Origin of the sequence: Streptosporangium lutulentum, from assembly GCF_030811455.1 — a bacterium.
GTDB lineage: Bacteria > Actinomycetota > Actinomycetes > Streptosporangiales > Streptosporangiaceae > Streptosporangium > Streptosporangium lutulentum.
Genome location: NZ_JAUSQU010000001.1, coordinates 5,344,016 through 5,364,838 on the forward strand (window position 1 = coordinate 5,344,016; position 20,823 = coordinate 5,364,838).

Below are 20,823 nucleotides of genomic sequence, written 5' to 3' on the forward strand. Positions count from 1 at the left end.
GTCAGCCGTCGGACAGACCGCTCGCCCAGGGGTAGCCCTTCAGGTAGGGGTCGGGCTTGATCGGTTCGCCGGAGTTCCAGACCTCCTTGATGAGGCCGTCGGGCTGGACGACCCCGATCCGGGCCGTCTTGTACATGTGCTGGTTCTCGCCGTCGATGGTGACCAGGCCCTCGGGGCGCTCGACGGCGATTCCTCCCGCGGCCTTCCTTACGGCCTCGACCTCCACGGTCCCGGCCTTCTTGACCGCCTCCGCCCAGAGGTAGACCGCGTTGTATCCGGCCTCCATCGGGTCGGAGGTCACCTTGTCGGCGCCGTACTTGGCCTTGAACGCGGCCACGAACTTCTCGTTGGCCGGGGTCTCGGTGGTCTGGTAGTAGTTCCAGGCGACCGGGTGGCCGGCGATGTTGTCCACGCCGATGCCCTTGACCTCTTCCTCGGCGACGCTCACCGACAGCACGGGCATCTCCTGCGCGGTGATCCCGGCGCTGTTGAGCTGCTTGAAGAACGCGACGTTGCTGTCGCCGTTGAGCGTGTTGAAGACCGCGTCCGGCTTGGCCTGGACGACCTTGTTGGTCAGCGTGCTGTACTCGGTGTGGCCGAGCGGGGTGTACTCCTCACCGAGGACCTCCATCCCGTTCGCCGCCGCGTACGCCTTGATGATCTTGTTGGCGGTGCGGGGGAAGACGTAGTCGCTGCCGACCAGGAAGATCTTCTTCTTGCCCTGCTCCTTGAGGTAGTCCAGGCCGGGGATGATCTGCTGGTTGGTGGTGGCGCCGGTGTAGAAGATGTACGGCGAGCTCTCCAGCCCCTCGTACTGCACCGGGTACCAGAGCAGGGCCTTGCTCCGCTCGAAGACCGGCAGCATCGCCTTGCGGCTGGCCGAGGTCCAGCCGCCGAAGGTGGTGGCGACCTTGTCCTGCCGGATCAGTTTGGTGGCCTTCTCCGCGAAGGTCGGCCAGTCGGAGGCCCCGTCCTCCACGACGGGGGCGAGCTTCTTGCCGAGCACTCCGCCGGACGCGTTGATCTCCTCGATGGCGAGCAGCTCGGCGTCCCTGACGGTCACCTCACTGATGGCCATGGTGCCACTCAGGGAATGCAGGATGCCGACCTTGATGGTGTCACCGGCGACCGAGGCGCTCTCGCTCGCCGGGGCTTCGCCGCCACACGCGGTGAGGGCGATGGCCAGCGCCGCGACGGCGACACCGGAGCGCCAGACTGAATTCCTCAATGACTTTCCTCCTTGCCGGTACGGCCCCCGCACCGATCTATCTGCCGCCAAGGTGACCGAGTGAGGTTTCCCGCCGAGATCGCATTTGTTAATTGCGCTTTACCGGGTTATCACCGCCGTGACAGGACACGGCAGCACAGGCGCACTACAAGAACTTGTATAGACAAATCATCCGGCTGAGCGACAGTGAACAGCGGTGATGAGTTTCCAGTGCGCGCAAGATGGAGGACGATCTCCGTACACCCGTTCTTCACCGGGGCGCTTCATGCTAGTTTCGCCCTCAAAAAGAATAAATATCCTAAATCTGCTAATTGTTCGTGGCGGTGGCGGCCACACCGGTTGATCCGGCCCGGCAGGCACGCCCGCCACGGCCCGATCGACGGCACGCCGAGCACCGTCCCGACGCACCCGTCCCGACGCGCTGCCCCGGTACCGGCGAGCCGACCGGCCTGGCCCATTCCGACCGAAGAGAAAATCATGAGCAACGAGCCGCTGCACTTCGTCACCGATGCCATCCCGCTGCGCAACGCCCGCGCGCTGAGGCCGTACACCGCGACCGTCAAGGGCCTCCTGCGCGGCGACGCCGAGGGCCTGGTCTTCCACAAGACCGGCGGACCGCCCTGGATCACGGTCGGCGCGGACGGCGCCATCTCCGGCGTCCCGCGCCTCCCGAGCGCGCTCCGGCCCACGGTGGCGAGGATCGAGGCGCGCAACGCCGCCGGCGAGACCGCGGCGGCGACCGTCGAGATCGAGGTCAAGGCTCCCGGCGTCAAGCTCGTTCCCGAGCTCAGGGTGATGAGCTGGAACCTCTGGTACGGCGGCAGCAAGGTGAAGGGCGCCCGCGACAAGCAGGTGAAGTTCCTGCTCGACCACGACGTGGACGTGGTGGGCCTGCAGGAGACCGCCTCGACCTCCGCCCAGGAGCTCGCCGAGGCGCTGGGCTGGGACTACTTCCAGGCCGATTCCAACCTGGGCATCGCCAGCCGCTATCCGATCGTCTCGCGCGGCCCGCTGCCCTCGGCGTCCGGCCTGAACGGGGCCTGCGCCAGGATCCGGGTGGACGAGGAGCGGCGGCAGGACATCGTCGTCTGGAACGCCCATCTCGGCTACACGCCCTACGGCCCCTACGACGCCTGCTTCGGGAAGGTGACCCCGCGGCAGCTCGTGGAAGGCGAGATCGCCTCGGGACGCACACCGCAGATCACCGCGATCCTGGCGGCCATGAAGCCCGACCTCGACGCCGCGGAGCGGACCCCGGTCCTGCTGACCGGCGACTTCAACGCCCCCTCCCACCTCGACTGGACGCCCGCGACCGACCGCTACGACTACGGCTACGTGGCCTGGCCCGCCTCCGTCCTCGCGGAGAAGGCCGGCCTGAGGGACTCCTTCCGCGTCGCCCACCCCGACCCGGTCGCGGACCCCGGCGTCACCTGGTCGCCGATCTCCCCGGTCTTCACCGGCGGCTACGGCCACGACGACCACACGGGCGAGCCCGAACCCCAGGACCGGATCGACTTCGTGTATTACGCGGGGAATCTCCGCGTTCAGGATTCCCGCACCCTCGTCGAAGGCATCCCCGCCGACATCCCTCACCACTCCGGCAATTCCTGGACCTCCGACCACGCCGCGGTTCTCACCACCTTCCGCGTGCGCTGACCTCCTCTCGGAAAGGGCACATTCGCGCCGTCCTCTTTCCATGTTTCGGGCACGGAGCACGCGGAAACCGGTTCGACATCGGCAGGCAACATCATGGAAACCGCCGGTTCCTATGGTCCGGGAATGCGGCTCACACCACACGAGCAGGAACGCCTGCTCATTCACGTCGCCGCCGGTGTCGCCCGTGACCGCAAGGCCCGGGGCCTCCGGCTCAACCACCCCGAGGCCACCGCGATCATCGCCTCCTTCCTCATGGAGGGGGCCAGAGACGGACAGACCGTCGCCTACCTCATGGAGGCGGGACGAAAGGTCCTGTCCCGGCAGGACGTCATGGACGGCGTGCCCGAGATGCTGGCCTCGGTGCAGATCGAGGCCACCTTCCCCGACGGCACCAAGCTCGTCACCGTCCACCAGCCGATCCCATGATCTTCAAAAGAGCGGTGAGCGCCGATGACACCCGGTGAGATCCAGTACGGCGAGGAACCCGTCCCGCTCAACCCGGGCCGCGAGCGCGTCACCGTCCGCGTGGTCAACACCGCCGACCGGCCCATCCAGGTCGGGTCGCACTACCACTTCGCCGCGTGCAACCCCGGACTGGCGTTCGACCGCCGGGCGGCCTGGGGCACCCGCCTCGACATCCCCGCCGGCACGGCGGCGCGGTTCGAGCCGGGCGTCGAACGCGACGTGACCCTCGTACCGATCGCCGGGAACCGGATCGTCCCCGGGCTTCGCCCCGAGTGGGCCGGACCTCTCGACGGGAGCCCCCATGTTCATTGAACGATCACGCTACGCCGCCCTCTACGGCCCCACCGTCGGAGACCGGATCAGGCTCGCCGACACCGACCTGCTCATCGAGGTCACCGAGGACCTGTCGATGGGCCCCTCGGGGGCGGGCGACGAGGCCGTGTTCGGCGGCGGCAAGGTCATCAGGGAGTCGATGGGCCAGGCCAGAACCACCAGGGCCGAGGGCTCGCCCGACCTGGTGATCACCGGCGCGGTGGTCCTCGACCACTGGGGCGTGGTCAAAGCCGACATCGGGATCAGGGACGGCCGGATCGTCGCGATCGGCAAGGCCGGCAATCCCGACACCATGGACGGCGTCCACCCCGATCTGGTCATCGGCCCCTCGACCGAGATCCTCTCGGGCAACGGGAAGATCCTGACCGCCGGGGCGATCGACTCCCACGTCCACCTCATCTGCCCGCAGATCCTGGACGAGGCCCTCGCCGCGGGGGTGACGACCATCGTCGGGGGCGGCACCGGGCCGGCCGAGGGCACCAAGGCCACCACCGTGACCGGCACCTGGTACCTCGCCCGGATGCTGGAGTCGCTCGACTCCTACCCGATCAACGTCGCGCTGCTCGGCAAGGGCAACACGGTCAGCCGCGAGGGCCTGTACGAGCAACTGCGCGCCGGGGCCTCCGGCTTCAAACTGCACGAGGACTGGGGCACCACCCCGGCCGCCATCGACGCCTGCCTGACGGTCGCCGACGCCACCGGCACCCAGGTGACGATCCACACCGACACCCTGAACGAGGCCGGGTTCGTGGAGTCGACGCTGGCGGCGATCGGCGACCGGATGATCCACGCGTATCACACCGAGGGGGCGGGAGGCGGGCACGCGCCGGACATCATCCAGGTCGCCTCCCACCGCAACATCCTGCCCTCCTCGACCAACCCGACCCGCCCTCACACCGTCAACACGCTGGACGAACACCTCGACATGCTGATGGTCTGCCACCATCTCAACCCCTCCATCCCCGAGGACCTGGCCTTCGCCGAGTCCCGGATCCGGCCGTCCACGATGGCGGCCGAGGACGTGCTGCACGACCTGGGCGCGATCTCGATGATCGGCTCGGACTCCCAGGCGATGGGCCGGGTGGGTGAGACGATCATCCGGACCTGGCAGACCGCGCACGTGATGAAGCGCCGCCGGGGATCACTGCCGGGCGACGGCGGCGCGGACAACCTCCGTGCCCGCCGCTACGTCGCCAAATACACGATCTGCCCGGCGGTGGCCCACGGCCTGGACGGCGAGGTCGGCTCGGTCGAGGTCGGCAAGCTGGCGGACCTGGTCCTGTGGGACCCCGCCTTCTTCGGGATCAAACCGGACCTGGTGGTCAAGGGCGGCGTGATCTCCTACGCCCAGATGGGCGACCCCAACGCCTCCATCCCGACCCCCCAGCCGGTCATGCCCCGCCCGATGTTCGGCGCCTCCCCCGTCACCGCCGCCGCCACCTCGGTCCACTTCGTCGCCCCGCTGGCGATCGAGGACGGCCTGGCCGACCGGCTGGCCGTACGGCGGCGCCTGCTCCCGGTGGCCGACGTCCGCCACCGGGGCAAGGAGAGCATGCCGCTCAACGACGCCATGCCCAGGATCGACGTGGATCCCGACACCTTCGCCGTCCGCGTGGACGGCGACCTGATCGAGCCCGCCCCGGTCGAGTCCCTGCCCATGACCCAGCGTTACTTCCTGTTCTGATGCACGCCGCGCCGCTGCCGGCCGGCTCCCGGCTCCCCGCCGGGGGGCACGGACACTCGGGAGGTGTCTTCTGATGCACGCCGCGCTGCTGCTGCTGGCCGACTCCCGGCTCCCCGCCGGGGGGCACGGACACTCAGGAGGTGTCTTCTGATGCACGCCGCGCTGCTGCTGCTGGCCGACTCCCGGCTCCCCGCCGGGGGGCATGGGCACTCGGGAGGCGCCGAGGAGGCGGTCAGGACCGGCGCGATCCACGACCTGACCAGCCTCGCCGCGTTCCTGCGGGGGCGCCTGGCCACCGCCGGCCTGGTGGCGGCCGGCCTCGCGGCGGCGGCCTGCGAGTACGGGGCGTCCGCGAACCGCGCGGGGTGGATCCGGTTGGACGCGGAGGCCGACGCCAGGACCTCCTCCCCCGCCCAGCGGGACACGAGCCGTACCCAGGGCAGGTTGCTGCTGCGGACCGCCCGGAGGATCTGGCCGTCACCGGCGCTCGACGTCCTGGCGGAGAGCCTGCCGCAGGGCGCCCATCATCCGGTGGCGCTCGGCGCGGCGGCGGGCGCGGCGGGATGCGCTCCCGGAGAGGCCGCCCTGGCGGCCGCCTACACCGCCGTCACCGGCCCCGCCACGGCGGCGGTGCGGCTGCTCGGCCTCGATCCCGTCGCGGTCCACCGGCTCCTCGCCGACCTCGCTCCGGACCTGGAGCGGATCGCGGCCATCACCCCCACCGGCTGGGAGGCGCTGCCCGCGCACGCCGCCCCCGCGCTCGACCTGCTCGCCGAACGGCACATCCGCTCCGAGTTGAGGCTTTTCGTCTCCTGACCAGCTAAGGACGGTGACCCATGGGCGCCAACCACGACGACCACCACCAGGCGGCCGACCCGCACGGCCGGGCGCTGCGCCTGGGCATCGGCGGCCCCGTCGGCAGCGGTAAGACCGCGCTGACCGCGGCGCTGTGCCGGACCCTCGGCCAGACGCTGCGCCTGGGCGTGGTGACCAATGACATCTACACCACCGAGGACGCCGACTTCCTGCGCAGGGCGGGGGTGCTCGATCCGGAGCGGATCGCCGCGGTGCAGACCGGGTGCTGCCCGCACACCGCCATCCGCGACGACATCGCGGCCAACCTCGACGCGGTGGAGACCCTGGAGGAACGGTTCGGGCCGCTCGACCTGGTGATCGTGGAAAGCGGCGGCGACAACCTCACCGCCACCTTCAGCAGGGGCCTGGCCGACAGGCAGATCTTCGTACTGGACGTGTCGGGCGGTGACAAGGTCCCCCGCAAGGGCGGTCCCGGCGTGACGACGGCCGACCTGCTCGTGATCAACAAGACCGACCTCGCCCCGATGGTCGGCGCCGACCTCACGGTCATGTCCCGGGACGCGGCGGCCGTACGGGACGGCAAACCGGTGCTGTTCACCTCGGTCAGGGAGGAACCGGGCGCGCACGCGGTGGCGACGTGGGTCGGCGGCCTCGTCGAGTCCTGGGCCGGCGACCGCGGCCACGAGCACGACCACGACCGTGTCCGCTCCTGACCGGTTCGCCGTGACCTCACCCGCTCGCGACGTCATCGTGAGCCATCCCGGCTCCAGCGCCCTCACCACGATCCCGCCGGCTCATGACGGCACCGCCGCACCCCCGCCCGCCTTCGACGGCATCACCGCGACCCCACCTCGGCGATCGAAGCCCGGATCGGCCCCCCGGCGCTCGATGAGGGCCCGGGCGGCGATCGTCACCGAACGCGACGCGGACGGCCGGACCCTGCTCGCCACGATGCGGTCCGATCCGCCGCTCACGCTGCGTAGGACCGCGCCGGGTCAGGTGCACCTGGTGTCCACCGCGGCGGGACCACTCGGCGGTGACGACCTCGCGCTCGACATCGAGGTCGCACCGGGTACCGCACTGGACGTACGGTCGGTCGCGAGCACCCTGGTGCTGCCCGGCTCCGGAGGGGGCGAGTCGCTGGTGACGATCACCGCCCGGGTCGGGGCCGGGGCGTCGCTGCGTTTCACGCCCGAGCCGACGGTGCTGGCCGTGGGCTGCCGGCACCGCACGATCGTACGGCTGGCACTCGCCGAGGACGCACGGGTGTTCTGGCGTGAGGAGATCGTCTTCGGCCGGTACGGCGAGGCGCCCGGCCGCTGCCACTCCCGTTTCGACGCCACGTTCGCGGGCGGCCCGCTGCTCCGGCAGGAGTTCGTGGTGGGCGACCCGGCGATCGACGCCAGCCCCGCCGTCTACGGCGACGCCCGCTGCGTCGGCAGCACCCTGACGACCGGACGGGTGCCGGAGCCGGTGATCGGCGACGGCTGGGCGGTCGTTCCCCTGGCCGGACCGGGCACCCTGGTCTCCGCCCTCGGCCGGGACGCCGTGGAGCTGCGGCGGCGCCTGCTGCAGGGCGAGGAGTCAGCCGTGGGGCACCGGCCGTGACCCCGTACCGGACGCCGGCCGGGGTCTTCGGGGCGCCTCGGCCGCTTCACCGGTCGGGGGCCGGAGACACCCCGGTGGAGCGTGAGGGCACCGGCCGTGAGACGCGGGGTCTCAGTCGTAGAAGCCCAGGCGGCGCAGTTGCTTGGGGTCGCGCTGCCAGTCCTTGGCGACGCTGATCCGCAGGTCGAGGTAGACCCGGGTGCCGAGCAGGGCCTCGATCTGCTTGCGGGCGCGGCTGCCGACATCCTTGAGCCGGCTGCCCTTGTGCCCGATCACAATGGCCTTCTGGGACGAGCGCTCGACGAACATGTGCGCGTAGATGTCGAGCAGATCGTCGCGGCCCTCCCGGGGCACCATCTCGTCGACGACGACCGCGATCGAGTGCGGCAGCTCGTCGCGGACGCCCTCCAGGACCGCTTCCCGGATCAGCTCGCCCACCAGCACCTGCTCGGGCTCGTCGGTGAGCTGACCGCCCTCGTACAGGGGCGGGCTCTGCGGGAGCCGTTCGACCAGCACGTCGGCCAGCACGTCGAGCTGCTCCCCCGACTTCGCCGAGACGGGGACGATATCGGCGAAGTCCGCGAGCTGGGAGACGGCGAGCAGTTGCGCGGCGATCTGCTCCTTGCTCGCCAGGTCGCACTTGCTCACCACGGCGACGACCGGAGTCTTCTTGATCGCGGCGAGCTTCTCCGCGATGAACCGGTCACCCTTGCCGATGGGCTCGTTGGCGGGCACGCAGAAGCCGATCACGTCGACCTCGGTCAGCGTCGACAGCACCAGGCTGTCCAGCCGCTCGCCCAGGAGCGTGCGCGGCCGGTGCAGACCCGGTGTGTCCACGATGATGAGCTGGGAGTCGGGGCGGTGCACGATGCCGCGGATGACGCGGCGGGTGGTCTGGGGCTTGGATGAGGTGATCGCCACCTTCGTGCCGACCAACGCGTTCATCAGCGTGGACTTGCCGACGTTGGGCCGGCCGACAAAGCAGGCGAAACCGGCATGGAAATCAACAGCTGAGGAACTCACGTCAACCATTGTCGCCGATGTCGGCCTCAGCTCTGACGCGCCCGCCACCGCGACGGCCCCTCGGCCCCCCGAAGCGGGGCGCCGACGCGACCGGCCCCGATCCTGAACACGCCCACCGCCGTGACCCGGCCTCAGCCCTGACGCGACGGGTGCCGCGACCCGGCCTCAGCCCTGACGCGACGGGTGCCGCGACCGGCCTCAGTTCTGGCGCAACGTGCCGTCGGGGTCGGCCACGAGCAGCGTCTTGCCGCCCAGATCGCGGACCGCCTGCGCGTCGGCGTCGGCAGCTCCGTCTCCTGCGGTGACCAGGGCGGCCGCCTCCAGGGACTCGGCACCGCTGGACACAGCCATCGCCACGGCGACCTGCAGGGCCGACAGCGTCAGCGACGGCAGCGCCACATTCGTCGCCGAGTAGGTCCGGCCGGTCTCGTCACGTACGGCCGCCCCCTCGGCCGCGCCGTTGCGGGCGCGGGCGGAACGGGCCAGAACGATGATTTTGGTGTCCTCGGGATCGAGGGTCGCGTCACTCACGGCACAAGCGTATTCAGCCCCGGGGAGCCGCTGCGACCCCGGCCACGCCGTGGCCCGGTTCATTCCGGTCAGATCTCGGCCACATCGGATCCTCGCCGGATCCGGTCGGATCCCTGCCGGGCCGGTCGGGGCCGGTCAGATCTCGGTCAGGGCCGGTCAGATCGGATCCCTGCCGGGTCCCGGTCGGGGCCGGGCCGGTCGGATCCCGGTCGGGTCAGGACGCGGCCCGGTCGATCAGGAATCGGGCGAACTGCCGGGTGCGCCTGATGTCGACGCGCGCGACCCCGGCGTGCACCAGCGAGACCAGTGTGCTCCCCGCCCGGGCGAAGACCAGGTGCATCTCATAGGGATATCCGTTCAACCGGCCCTTCAGCCGCCTGGCCTGCACGTCGCCGCCGACCCCTTCCAGGTCCAGGTTGGAGACCTTGAAGGAGGTGCCCTTACTCGCCCGGCGGTGGCTCGCCACCACCGGGCAGCCGCCCAGTGCCCGGGTGAGCTCGGCGAAGTGGGCCTCGGCCTCGTCGCCGGTGTACGACGCCAGCCCGACTCCGGCCAGCTCACCGATCTTGTAGCCCGGGTAGGTCACGGAGACCCGCGCCCCCGGAGCCCACTGCGGCGGACTGCCTCCGGCCGCGTCGAGGACGAGCCGGCAGGCACTGCCGACAGGCCGGAACGGCGGCTTCCACGCGTCACGCTGCCGGGCGGAGAAACCGTCCGGGAGTTCCTTCGTCTCCTTCAGCAACCCTCGCAGCCGCGCCAGCTCCGTACCCGCGTTCACCTCGGTACCGGACCCCGTCTTCTCAGCACCGCATCCCACTAAAAATCCCGATAAAAGCCCACAGGCCACCACTAAAGCGGCAATATGTTTCCCCCGCGTCATGACTATTCCCCCGATGTCACGTGCGGGGTGTTTGTCCCCGCCGTCCGCTTTCTTCCCCCAGATAAAAGCGGCAATCATCGGGAAACGTCTCAAGGGCGCCCTCATCCGTATGACACGGTTGAGAACGCCCTTAAGTGAGCAACATAAAAGAGATCGGTCGTACTGCCGTCACTTCCGCTCGGTGGAAGCCGAGACCGAGTCGGGCTCGACCGGAGCGACCCGCCTGACGAGCACCGTGCCGATCCGGTTGCGGCGCCCGGCGAGGCTCTCGGCGGTAAGGCTGAGTCCCTCCACCACGGCCTCGGAACCGGCGATCGGCACCCTGCCCAGCGCGTGCGCCAGCAGGCCGCCGACGGTCTCCACGTCGTCCACCTCCAGCTCGACGTCGAACAGGTCCGCGAGGTCGCTCACCGGGAGCCGGGCGGTCACCCGGACCGAACCGTCCTCGAGCGACTCGACCCGTGGGGCCTCCTGGTCGTATTCGTCGGCGATCTCACCGACGATCTCCTCCAGGACGTCTTCGATCGTGACCAGACCGGCCGTCCCGCCGTACTCGTCGATGACGATGGCCTGGTGGATCTGGCGGGCCTGCATCTCGCGGAGGAGTTGGTCGATCGGCTTGCTCTCCGGCACGTAGGTGGCCGGACGCATGATCGACTCAACGGACTCGGCCCGGCCGCCGTCGCCGGTGTCCTGCACCCGGCGCGCGATGTCCTTGAGATAGGCGATGCCGATGACGTCGTCCTCGTTCTCGCCGACCACCGGGATCCGGGAGAAGCCGCTGCGCAGGGCGAGCGACATGCTCTGGCCCAGCGTCTTGCCGCGCTCGATGAACACCATGTCGGTGCGGGGCACCATGACCTCGCGGACCAGGGTGTCGCCGAGCTCGAAGACCGAGTGGATCATCTCCCGCTCGTCCGGCTCGATGACCCTGCGCTCCTCGGCCAGGTCGACCAGGTCCCGCAGCTCGGCCTCGGAGGTGAACGGCCCCTCCCTGAAACCCTTGCCGGGCGTCACGGCGTTGCCGAGCAGGATGAGGAGCTTGGGGAGGGGGCCGAAGATCCGGGTCAGGCCGTACACCACGGGCGCGCTGGCGAGCGCGATCGGCTCGGCGTGCTGGCGGCCCAGAGTGCGTGGGGAGACCCCGACGATCACGTAGCTGACCACAACCATGATCGCCGCCGCGGCGGCGTAGGCCCAGCCCTGGTCACCGAGCCAGTCGATGAACAGCAGCGTCGCGATCACCGTGGCGACCAGCTCGCAGCTCAACCGGAGCAGAAGCAGCAGGTTGAGGTAGCGCGGCGGGTCGGCGACGATCGCCTGGAGGCGCACGGCGCCTCGGCGTCCGTCACGGACGAACTCCTCCGCGCGCACCCGTGAGATCCGGGTCAGGGCCGTCTCCGCGCTGGCGATCAACCCGCCGACCACAACGAGGACGACGGCCGAGAACAACCACCCGTTGGTGATGTTCACCGGTGGGGGCGCACCTCCCGCCACGACTCGAGAAGCTCGCCCTGGAGGCCGAACATCTCCTTGTGCTCGTCGGGCTCGGCGTGATCGTAACCGAGCAGGTGGAGGATGCCGTGCGTGCACAGCATCTCCAGCTCCGCCTCGGTGCTGTGCCCGGCCTCGGCCGCCTGCTTGGCGGCCACCTGCGGGCAGAGCACCACGTCGCCGAGGAGCGCGGGATCCGTGGGAGCGTCTCCCTCGTGCCGGGCCCCGGGAACGGGGCCGGGACGCAGCTCGTCCATCGGGAAGGCGAGCACGTCGGTCGGGCCCGGCTCTCCCATCCACTGCTCGTGCAGCACCGACATGGCCTCCTCGTCGACGACAAGGATGGACAGCTCGGCGAGCGGGTTGATGCCCATCCGCTCCAGCACGTGCCCGGCCAGCGAGACGATAAGCCCCTCGTCGATCTCGACACCGGACTCGTTGTTGACCTCGGTGCTCATTGCTCGCTCATGTTCTCTCCCGAGAGCGCTTGACGACGCCCTTGATCGCCTGCGGCGCGTTCTGCCGCTTGATCTCGTCGTAACGCCCGTAGGCGTCCACGATGTCACCCACCAGCTTGTGACGTACCACGTCGGCACTGGTCAGGTGGCTGAAGTGGATGTCCGAGATCCCCTCAAGGATATCTTGCACCACCTTCAGACCACTCTCGGTTCCGCCTGGCAGGTCGACCTGGGTGACGTCACCGGTGACAACGATCTTCGAGTTGAAGCCCAGCCGCGTCAGGAACATCTTCATCTGCTCGGGCGAGGTGTTCTGTGCCTCGTCGAGGATGATGTAGGCGTCGTTGAGCGTACGGCCGCGCATGTAGGCGAGGGGTGCGACCTCGATCGTTCCCGCGGCCATCAGCCGGGGGATCGAGTCGGGGTCGAGCATGTCGTGCAGCGCGTCGTAGAGCGGGCGCAGATAGGGGTCGATCTTCTCGTAGAGCGTGCCGGGCAGGAAGCCCAGCCGCTCGCCCGCCTCGACCGCGGGGCGGGTGAGGATGATCCGGTTGACCTTCTTGTCCTGCAGGGCCCTCACGGCCTTCGCCATGGCGAGGTAGGTCTTGCCCGTGCCGGCCGGGCCGATGCCGAAGACGACGGTGAACTTGTCGATCGCGTCGACGTAGCGCTTCTGGTTCACGGTCTTCGGGCGGATGGTCCTGCCGCGCGAGGAGATGATGTCCAGGGAGAGCACCTCGGCCGGACGGTCGGTGGTCATCCGCAGCATCGCGATGCTGCGCTCCACCGCGTCGGTCGTGAGCTCCGCACCGCCGCGGACGAGTTCGGTCAGCTCCTCGAAGAGCCGCACCACGGTGCTGCTCTCCTCCGGGCTGCCGGTGACGGTGATCTCGTTGCCCCGGACGTGGATGTCGGCGCGGAAGGCGCCCTCGATGACGCGCAGCAGCTCGTCGCGCGAGCCCAGCAGGCTGACCATCGAATGATCGTCCGGAATCACTACCTTTGCCTGGGTCCGGCTAGGACCTTTGGATCGTGGCGATGGGGCTCTGCTGGAATCGTATGTCTCGGACATGGGCGGGCCTTACGGCCTGTTCGCCTCCAGATATCGACGTAGGACTTCAACGCCATGGTATCCGTGATCCACAGGATGGCGCCTTCGGGTTTTCATCCGGGCGGCCAGGTCAGGCCACGTCCTCCGAGGACGTGCCCGTGCACGTGGAAGACGGTCTGGCCGGCCCCGGGGCCCGTGTTGAAGACCAGCCGGTACCCCGAGTCGGCGACGCCCTCCTGCTCCGCGACCGCGTGCGCCGTCCTGAGCACCTCGTCGGCCAGCCCGTGGTCGGCGGCCGCCAGAGCCGCCGCGTTCGGGTAGTGGTCCTTGGGGATCACGAGCGCGTGGGTCGGCGCCTGAGGGTTGACGTCCCGGAAGGCCAGCGTGCGATCCGTCTCGTAGACGATCTCCGCCGGAATCTCCTTGGCGACGATTCTGCAGAATAGGCAGTCGGCTTCACTTACCATGCAGGCACCCTACCGCCGAGGGCGTTGCGAATCGGTGATGGTTCGCCGTCCGCAAACAAAGATCCGCCCGGATATGGTGAGTATGCAAAACTTCAACGATGACAGACCGCTGTGACTAGCACGATATGGCCGCCTGGCGAGGACACGACTGGCTCATGCCCCCTAATGAACCGGAAGAACGTAAACCCTCTGGGAAGGCCGCGCGTCCCACTGATGTGACCACCGAGACTCTCGTGGCCGACAGGTCGCTCGGAACGGTGCCCGTCGGCTGGGACGCCGACATGGCCGTTACCGCGCTTTACAGCGCGCACTATCGGTCTCTTGTGCGTCTCGCCGTGCTGCTCGTCCGGGATATGGCAACCGCGGAGGAAGTCGTACAGGACGCGTTCGTCGCCATTCACGGCGCCTGGCGCCGGCTGCGCGACACCGACAAGGCCCTCGCCTACTTGCGCCAGTCGGTCGTCAACCGATCGCGCTCGGTGCTCCGGCACCGGGCGGTCGTGGAAAAATACGCGCCCAAGGGCATGCCGGACGCGCCGAGCGCCGAGAACGGGGCGATCGGCGAGTTCGAGAGGTCCGCCGTCATCGAGGCGCTCCGCGGCCTGCCCGCGCGTCAGCGGGAGGCACTGGTTCTGCGCTATTACGGAGATCTGTCCGAAGCGCAGATCGCCCACGCGATGGGCATCAGCAAGGGCGCCGTCAAGAGCCACACGGCTCGCGGCATGGCCGCCCTACGAACATCACTGGAGCAACTGTCATGACCGATGCCCCGGATGAGTACGGCGAGCTGCTCCGCCGTGCGCTCAGCGCGGAGGCGAACTCGGTCGTTCCCTCCCCGGACGGACTGGAGATCATCCGCGCTCGCGTGGAGAGACGCGGGCTCCGCGGGCTGGTGTGGTGGCGTGCCGGAGCCTCTGTCGTGGGAGTCGTCCTCGTCGCGGCCACCGTCGTCATGGTGGTCCCGCAGTTCCGTGAGCAGGTGATTCCGCAGGTGAACACCGGAGAGGTCAACTACACCGAGACGACCCCGCCCGACGGTTCCGCCACCTCACGCCCCCGGACCAGCCAGATCCAGCCGCCGGCCAGCAGGCCGGCCGTTCCGCCGCCTCTGCCGCCCCTCCCGTCCAAGAGCCTCCCTCCCAGCGTCAAACCGACGTCGAAGCCGACCGTCAAGCCCACGCCCACGTCCTCTCCGACCTGCCCGACCTCCACCGGCAGGCCGGTCGAGCCCGAGAAGTGCGAGGAGACCGCGACGCCGACACCCACGCCGACGCCGACGCTCCTGGAGCCCTCCATCTCCACGGTGAACCCGTGCCCGATCACGGAGTGCCCTCCTCCGGACGACACCCCTCCCCCGACGCCCACGGAGGCGAGCACTCCCCTTCCGACCCCCACGGGCGGCTAGGGCCCGGCAGACCACGCCCCTACGCGCCCGGACCTTCTATCGTGGTAGCCATGGAGCGAGTGCTGAGTTCTAAAGGAGCTGCCACCCGGCAACGGATCATCGAGGGCGCGGCCGCGCTGATCCGTGAGCGAGGCGTCGCGAACGTGAGCCTGGACGACATCAGGGCAGCGACCTCGACGAGCAAAAGCCAGTTGTTCCACTACTTCTCCGAAGGCAAGTCCGATCTGCTGCTGGCCGTGGCCGGTCACGAGGCCGAGCAGATCCTGGCCGACCAGCAGCCGATGCTCGGCGATCTGACCACCTGGCCCAAGTGGCAGGCCTGGCGCCGACGGGTGATCGAGAAGTACGACGCCCAGCGTCGGCGTTGCCCTCTGTCGGCCCTCACCGCCCAGCTGGGCATGGGGAACCCGGCGACCCAGGCCATCGTCACCGACCTGTACGACCGATGGCACGCTCACCTCGTCACCGGCGTGAAAGCCTTGGCGGACACCGGCGAGATCGACCCGAACACCGATGCCGACCAGGCCGCCACCGCCCTCCTGACCGCCGTCACCGGCGGCGCGACCCTGCTGCAGGCGACCGACCGCATCACCTACCTCGAGGTGGCCCTCACCGCGGCGCTCGACGACCTCCGCTCCGACGCCCGCCCGCGGCGTGAGGCCAGCGCGGCGTGAACCGCTGACAGGACGGCCACGGCCCGCTCACCGCCCGCGTGAGGTCAGGACGGCACGAAGCAGAACGGCCACGGCCCCTAACCGTCTACGACGCGAGGTCAGCCGGTGCGAACCCCCGGCAGGGCGGCCAAGGCCCGCCCTGAGACTCCATCGGGCGGGGGCGCCGTCCGGGCCGCGGAAAGGTCACCAGCGGCCGGTACGCGCCTGGAGCACCGCCACCGCGGCGACCCCGGCGGTCGAGGTGCGCAGCACCGTCGGCCCGAGCAGTGCCGGTACGGCTTTCGCCTCGCGGAACGCCGCGATCTCCTCCGCGGAGACCCCGCCCTCGGGGCCGACCACCACGACGATGTCGCCGTCGCCGGGGAGCGGCAGGGTGGAGAGCGGGGAAGCCGCCTCCTCGTGCAGCACGACGCCCAGCGCCGCCGCCGAAAGGAGTTCGGCGACCTTCGCGGTGGTGGCGAGTTCGAGCACCTCGGGCAGGTGGAAGCGGCGGGACTGCTTACCCGCCTCCCGGGCCGTGGATCGCCAGCGGGCCAGCGATTTGGCCGCCCGCTCGCCCTTCCACTGGGTGACGCACCTGGCCGCGGCCCAGGGCACGATCACGTCGGCTCCCGCCTCGGTCATCATTTCCACGGCCAGTTCGCCTCTGTCGCCCTTGGGCAGCCCCTGGACCACCACCAGACGAGGGCCCGGCGCGGGCACGTCGTAGCGGCGCAGCGTCTCCACCCGGAGCGAGTCCTTGCCGACGGCCAGGACCACGCACTCGGCCACGGCGCCCGCGCCGTCGGTCAGATCGAGCCGCTCCCCCACCCGCAACCGGCGTACGGCCGCCGCGTGACGTCCCTCGGGGCCGCCGAACGTGAACTCCGCCAGAGCCAGGTCGGCCGGCTCCGCCAGGAAGACCGGAACCGTCATCGGCCGTCGGAGACGTGTCGCCGTGCCCGGGAGGCGTTCCGCCCGGGCCGGAAGACGCCCTCCGCGGGCCGGAAGACGCCCTCCGCAGCGGATCGGGGCGCGCCCCGATCCGCTGCGGAGGGGACGTCTCGCCGTACTCCTCCGGAGAGGCCCCGCTCAGCGGCCATTGAACGCGTCTCGCAGGCGGGAGAAGAAGCTCTGCTGCCCGGGGGCGAACTTGCCGGGCGGGCGTTCTTCCCCGCGGAGCCTGGCGAGCTCGCGCAGGAGCTCCTCCTGTGCCGCGTCAAGGCGAGAGGGGGTCTCGATGTTGACGTGGATCAGCAGGTCGCCCCGGCCGTTCTCGTTGAGATGCTGAATGCCCCGGTTGTACAGCGGGATGGTCTGGCCCGACTGCGTGCCGGGCCGGATGTCCAGCTCCTCGGGGCCGTCGAGCGTCTCCATGGTCAGGATGGTGCCGAGGGAGGCCGCGGTCATCGGAATCTGCACGGTGCAGTGCAGGTCGTCGCCCCGGCGCTCGAAGATCTCGTGCGGGCGCTCGACGATCTCCAGGAACAGGTCTCCGGGCGGGCCGCCACCCGGGCCGATCTCACCTTCGCCGGCGAGCTGGATGTGGGTGCCGTCCTCCACTCCCGCCGGGATGCGGACCTTGATGGTCCGCCGGGTGCGGACCCGGCCGTCGCCGGAGCACTCCTGGCAGGGGTTGCGGATGATCGAGCCGAAACCGCCGCACTGGGGGCAGGGCCGGGAGGTCATGACCTGGCCGAGGAAGGACCGGGTGACCTGGGAGACCTCACCGCGGCCATGGCACATGTCACAGGTGTCGGGGTGGGTGCCGGCCGCCGCGCCGGAGCCCGTGCAGACCTCACAGAGCACGGCGGTGTCGACGACCAGCTCGCGGGTGGTGCCGAAGGCCGACTCGTTGAGGTCGAGCTCGACCCGGATGGTGGCGTTGCGCCCGCGGCGGGCACGCGAACGGGGACCGCGTCCGCCGCCCGCGGCGCCGAAGAAGGCGTCCATGATGTCGCTGAACGGGAAACCCGCGCCGAACCCCCCGGCACCGGCGCCCCCGCCCGAGGCGAACGGATCGGCACCCATGTCGTACATCTGCCGTTTGTTGGAATCCGACAGGACCTCGTAGGCCTGCGTGATGTCCTTGAATCTCTCCTGGGTCTCAGGGTCGGGGTTCACATCGGGATGCAGCTCCCGCGCCAGACGCCGGTAAGCCTTCTTGATCTCTTCCGCACTGGCGTCACGACGCACCCCGAGGGTGCCGTAGTAGTCACTCTTAGCCACTTAGTTGACCTCTTAGGATGCAGCCAGGATCTGGCTGACGTAACGTGCCACCGCGCGCACCGCGCCCATCGTGACCGGGTAGTCCATTCGCGTCGGACCCAGCACACCGAGCCGGGCCAGTTGCTTGTCCCCTGAACCGTATCCAGCGACGACGATCGATGTGCCCTGGAGGCCGGTATAGGGGTTTTCCGAGCCGATCCGCACCGTCAGCGCTGACAGGTCGGACGTCTCGCCGAGCAGGCGCATGAGCACGACCTGCTCTTCCAGGGCCTCCAGCACGTCGCGGAGTCCGACGGTGAAGTCGGCCCCCGCGAGGTTGGCTGCCCCGGCGAAGACAATCTTTTCATCGTGCCGGTCCACCAGGGACTCCAGCAGCACCGACAGGATCGTGGCCGCGAGCGGCCTGTCCTCGGCGGCGAGACGCGCGGGCAGATCGACGACCTTGTCGGGGACGCTGGTGAGCCCGCATCCGTCCAGGCAGGAGTTGAGCATCGCCCGCAGATGGGCGACGCGGGCCTCGTCGACCGTTTCGTGCAGCTCGACCACGCGCTGCTCGACCCGTCCCGTGTTGGTGATGAGCACGAACATCAGCCGGCGCTCACTCAGCGGGACCAGCTCGACGTGGCGAACCGTGGAGTTGGTCAACGTGGGGTATTGAACCACCGCCACCTGCCTGGTCAGCTGCGCGAGCAGCCGTACCGTGCGCATGACGACGTCGTCGATGTCCACCGCGCCGGCCAGGAAGGTCTCGATGGCCTTCCTCTCCGCGCTCGACAGCGGCTTCACCTGCGAAAGCCGGTCGACGAACAGCCGATAACCCTTGTCGGTGGGCACCCGACCGGCACTGGTGTGGGGCTGGGCGATGTAGCCCTGCTCCTCCAGCACCGCCATGTCGTTGCGGATGGTCGCGGGCGACACTCCCAGGTTGTGCCGCTCGACGAGCGCCTTGGAACCCACCGGCTCATTGGTGGACACGTAATCCTCGACAATGGCGCGAAGCACCGCGAGCTTCCGGTCGTCGACCAACGTGCTCACCTCCCTGCCTGCGTCCGAAGGTGGGGACTCCGGGCTGGCACTCTGTGTCCCCGAGTGCCAAGTGTACGGCCCATGGCCGCGAGGTGCGATAACAGGAGGGGCAGATGATCGGACCAAGCCGTCGTCAAGTCAACTGCTATCACTATCCAAGCGGCACGAACCACAATTTCGCACATGTCCCACGATTTCGGCTCTCCTTCGGGTGACGCGTCTACACACGTGCCCGATTACGGCGTTCCTCAACACCCATATGGCCAGCAGCAGTACCAGAACGACCCTTCCTATGGTTATGCCTCTTTCGCTTACGGCGTCCCCCAGGGCCCGCCGCCCAGGGAGAAGATCAAACCCGGCATCGGCTGGATCGTCGGTGTCTGGCTCGTCGCGCTGCTCAGCGTGATCGCCGGCGTCGGCGGCTTCCTCGGCGGTGTCTTCAACGCGCTCGGGGACGCCGCGCCCGCCACGTCCTTCGGCTCGGGCAAGGTCGTCACGGTCAGCCTCGACCCGGCGGACAAGTCCGCCATCTACGTCTCCGCGACCGGGCCCACCGATTTCGAGTGCGCGTTCCAGGGCGGTCCGGGAACCGCCAGGCTGTCGCAGCCGGACATCCAGCAGACCGTCACGTCCGACGGCGTCATCTGGGAGATGGGCTTGCGGGTGGGAGTCGACAAGGCGGGTGACTACCAGCTCACCTGCGACGCGAGCGAGGCCGCCGGCACCGAGTTCGGCGTGGGCACGGAGCTCGCCACCGACTCGCTCTTAGGCGGGGTGATCACCCTGTTCGCGGTGCCGGGCGGCGGGATCCTGCTGGCCGTCATCGTGACGATCGTCGTACTGGTGAAACGGAGCGGCGCCCGCAGACGCCAGGCCGCCGCGTCGGCGGGACAGTGGGGATCGGGACCGTACGGCGGGTGATCTCAGCTTTTGCTAACGTCCATTTGATCCATGGCGAGAAGATGGTGGGCGGTCGGTGATGTACGAACGTGACGTGCTGGCGGGAGACTGGCGACGCCCCCTGAAGGGGAAGATCCCTCAGGTTCCCGCAGAGCTTGACCTGGTCGTGGAGGACGCCGACGGCGGCTTCTGCGGCGCCGTGGTGGCCTGCGACAAGGAGGCCGTCACCCTGGAGGACCGGTTCGGGCGCCGGCGGTTGTTCCCGCTGGAGCCGGCCGCGTTCCTCCTGGAGGGCAAGGTGGTGACACTCGTCCGTCCCGCCGCCGCGCCCCAGGGGCCGAGGCGGAGCGCCTCGGGTTCCATCGCGGTGGAGGGCCTGCGGGCGCAGGTCGCCAGGGAGAGCCGGATCTACGTGGAGGGCATCCACGACGCCGCCCTGGTGGAGAAGGTCTGGGGCCACGACCTGCGGGTCGAAGGCGTGGTCGTGGAGTATCTCGAAGGGGTCGACCACCTGCCCTCGATCGTCGAGGAGTTCGGCCCCGGCCCCGAACGACGACTGGGCGTGCTCGTCGACCACCTGGTTCCCGGCTCGAAGGAGAGCAGGATCGCCGCCCAGGTCTCCTCGCCGCACGTGTTGATCGTCGGGCACCCGTTCGTGGACGTCTGGCAGGCGGTCAAGCCTTCGGCGGTGAGAATTCCCTCCTGGCCGTCGGTACCACGCGACGTACCCTGGAAGGAAGGCGTCATCGCCGCCCTGGGCTGGAAACTGGAGCCCAGCGACGCGTGGCGTCGCATTCTCGGATCGGTCACGACATATGCCGATCTGGAGCCAGAACTCCTCGGCCCGGTCGAGGAATTAATCGACTTCGTGACGATTCCCGGCGAGGATGGCTAGCCCTTGAATCCACCAGGAGAG

23 protein-coding genes are annotated in these 20,823 nt (G+C 69.4%); 12 read left to right on the forward strand and 11 right to left on the reverse strand.

Annotated features, from left to right (window positions below):
• Window position 1 precedes the first annotated feature (1 nt).
• A complete protein-coding gene (gene urtA, locus J2853_RS23770) occupies window positions 2-1,228 on the reverse strand; it encodes an urea ABC transporter substrate-binding protein (RefSeq protein WP_307561482.1) in 1,227 nt (408 codons plus the stop codon).
• Window positions 1,229-1,705: 477 nt separating this feature from the next.
• Here urtA and J2853_RS23775 point away from each other — a divergent pair, with 477 nt between their 5' ends.
• From J2853_RS23775 to J2853_RS23805, 7 genes are all read left to right on the forward strand, one after another.
• Window positions 1,706-2,884, forward strand: coding sequence for an endonuclease/exonuclease/phosphatase family protein (locus tag J2853_RS23775; protein ID WP_307561484.1), 1,179 nt, complete (start codon window positions 1,706-1,708; stop codon window positions 2,882-2,884).
• A gap of 123 nt (window positions 2,885-3,007) precedes the next feature.
• A complete protein-coding gene (locus tag J2853_RS23780; RefSeq protein ID WP_307561486.1) occupies window positions 3,008-3,310 on the forward strand; it encodes an urease subunit gamma in 303 nt (100 codons plus the stop codon).
• A 24-nt stretch (window positions 3,311-3,334) separates the two neighbouring features.
• Window positions 3,335-3,661 (forward strand): urease subunit beta, encoded by a 327-nt coding sequence (locus J2853_RS23785; RefSeq protein ID WP_307561489.1) that lies wholly within the window; start codon window positions 3,335-3,337, stop codon window positions 3,659-3,661.
• The gene (locus tag J2853_RS23790; protein ID WP_307561491.1) at window positions 3,651-5,366 is read left to right on the forward strand and encodes an urease subunit alpha; all 1,716 of its coding nucleotides are present in this window, start codon (window positions 3,651-3,653) and stop codon (window positions 5,364-5,366) included. Before J2853_RS23785 ends, J2853_RS23790 begins: the two co-directional genes overlap by 11 nt.
• Before the next feature lie 150 nt (window positions 5,367-5,516).
• Window positions 5,517-6,182: an urease accessory protein UreF gene (locus tag J2853_RS23795; RefSeq protein ID WP_307561493.1), complete on the forward strand. Its 666-nt coding sequence runs from the start codon at window positions 5,517-5,519 to the stop codon at window positions 6,180-6,182.
• A gap of 20 nt (window positions 6,183-6,202) precedes the next feature.
• Window positions 6,203-6,895: an urease accessory protein UreG gene (gene ureG, locus J2853_RS23800; RefSeq protein WP_307561495.1), complete on the forward strand. Its 693-nt coding sequence runs from the start codon at window positions 6,203-6,205 to the stop codon at window positions 6,893-6,895.
• On the forward strand, window positions 6,882-7,790 hold the full coding sequence (locus J2853_RS23805) for an urease accessory protein UreD (protein WP_307561497.1): 909 nt from the start codon (window positions 6,882-6,884) through the stop codon (window positions 7,788-7,790). Before ureG ends, J2853_RS23805 begins: the two co-directional genes overlap by 14 nt.
• Window positions 7,791-7,901: 111 nt before the next feature.
• Here J2853_RS23805 and era read toward each other — a convergent pair whose 3' ends face one another.
• From era to J2853_RS23840, 7 genes are all read right to left on the reverse strand, one after another.
• Window positions 7,902-8,822 (reverse strand): GTPase Era, encoded by a 921-nt coding sequence (gene era / locus J2853_RS23810; protein ID WP_307561499.1) that lies wholly within the window; start codon window positions 8,820-8,822, stop codon window positions 7,902-7,904.
• A gap of 189 nt (window positions 8,823-9,011) precedes the next feature.
• Complete coding sequence (locus J2853_RS23815; protein WP_307561501.1) at window positions 9,012-9,344, reverse strand: cytidine deaminase-like protein; 333 nt, start codon at window positions 9,342-9,344, stop codon at window positions 9,012-9,014.
• A gap of 214 nt (window positions 9,345-9,558) precedes the next feature.
• A complete protein-coding gene (locus J2853_RS23820; RefSeq protein WP_307561503.1) occupies window positions 9,559-10,122 on the reverse strand; it encodes a hypothetical protein in 564 nt (187 codons plus the stop codon).
• Window positions 10,123-10,392: 270 nt separating this feature from the next.
• Window positions 10,393-11,697: a hemolysin family protein gene (locus tag J2853_RS23825; RefSeq protein ID WP_307561505.1), complete on the reverse strand. Its 1,305-nt coding sequence runs from the start codon at window positions 11,695-11,697 to the stop codon at window positions 10,393-10,395.
• A complete protein-coding gene (gene ybeY, locus J2853_RS23830) occupies window positions 11,694-12,176 on the reverse strand; it encodes an rRNA maturation RNase YbeY (protein WP_307561508.1) in 483 nt (160 codons plus the stop codon). Before ybeY ends, J2853_RS23825 begins: the two co-directional genes overlap by 4 nt.
• Window positions 12,177-12,183: 7 nt before the next feature.
• Window positions 12,184-13,248, reverse strand: coding sequence for a PhoH family protein (locus tag J2853_RS23835; protein WP_307561510.1), 1,065 nt, complete (start codon window positions 13,246-13,248; stop codon window positions 12,184-12,186).
• Window positions 13,249-13,340: 92 nt separating this feature from the next.
• The gene (locus J2853_RS23840) at window positions 13,341-13,694 is read right to left on the reverse strand and encodes a histidine triad nucleotide-binding protein (RefSeq protein ID WP_307561512.1); all 354 of its coding nucleotides are present in this window, start codon (window positions 13,692-13,694) and stop codon (window positions 13,341-13,343) included.
• Between the two features lie 281 nt (window positions 13,695-13,975).
• On the opposite strand from J2853_RS23840, the gene J2853_RS23845 reads away from it, so the two are divergent.
• The 3 genes from J2853_RS23845 to J2853_RS23855 are packed head-to-tail and all read left to right on the forward strand — an operon-like array spanning window position 13,976 to window position 15,773.
• Window positions 13,976-14,455, forward strand: a complete 480-nt coding sequence (locus J2853_RS23845) for a SigE family RNA polymerase sigma factor (protein ID WP_043655278.1) — start codon at window positions 13,976-13,978, stop codon at window positions 14,453-14,455.
• Window positions 14,452-15,099, forward strand: a complete 648-nt coding sequence (locus J2853_RS23850) for a hypothetical protein (RefSeq protein WP_307561514.1) — start codon at window positions 14,452-14,454, stop codon at window positions 15,097-15,099. Before J2853_RS23845 ends, J2853_RS23850 begins: the two co-directional genes overlap by 4 nt.
• A 50-nt stretch (window positions 15,100-15,149) precedes the next feature.
• On the forward strand, window positions 15,150-15,773 hold the full coding sequence (locus tag J2853_RS23855; protein ID WP_307561516.1) for a TetR/AcrR family transcriptional regulator: 624 nt from the start codon (window positions 15,150-15,152) through the stop codon (window positions 15,771-15,773).
• 183 nt (window positions 15,774-15,956) lie between these two features.
• On the opposite strand, the gene J2853_RS23860 is transcribed toward J2853_RS23855, so the two are convergent.
• The 3 genes from J2853_RS23860 to hrcA form a co-directional block, all read right to left on the reverse strand.
• Window positions 15,957-16,688 (reverse strand): 16S rRNA (uracil(1498)-N(3))-methyltransferase, encoded by a 732-nt coding sequence (locus tag J2853_RS23860; protein WP_307561518.1) that lies wholly within the window; start codon window positions 16,686-16,688, stop codon window positions 15,957-15,959.
• Between the two features lie 156 nt (window positions 16,689-16,844).
• The gene (dnaJ, locus tag J2853_RS23865; protein WP_307561520.1) at window positions 16,845-17,981 is read right to left on the reverse strand and encodes a molecular chaperone DnaJ; all 1,137 of its coding nucleotides are present in this window, start codon (window positions 17,979-17,981) and stop codon (window positions 16,845-16,847) included.
• 12 nt (window positions 17,982-17,993) lie between these two features.
• Window positions 17,994-19,007 (reverse strand): heat-inducible transcriptional repressor HrcA, encoded by a 1,014-nt coding sequence (hrcA, locus tag J2853_RS23870; protein WP_307568789.1) that lies wholly within the window; start codon window positions 19,005-19,007, stop codon window positions 17,994-17,996.
• Between the two features lie 183 nt (window positions 19,008-19,190).
• Between hrcA and J2853_RS23875 the strand changes: the two genes are divergently transcribed.
• Window positions 19,191-19,928: a hypothetical protein gene (locus J2853_RS23875; protein ID WP_307561522.1), complete on the forward strand. Its 738-nt coding sequence runs from the start codon at window positions 19,191-19,193 to the stop codon at window positions 19,926-19,928.
• Window positions 19,929-19,986: 58 nt separating this feature from the next.
• Entirely contained in the window at window positions 19,987-20,802 is an 816-nt protein-coding gene (locus J2853_RS23880) for a DUF3097 domain-containing protein (protein WP_307568791.1), read from the forward strand.
• Window positions 20,803-20,823 lie beyond the last annotated feature (21 nt).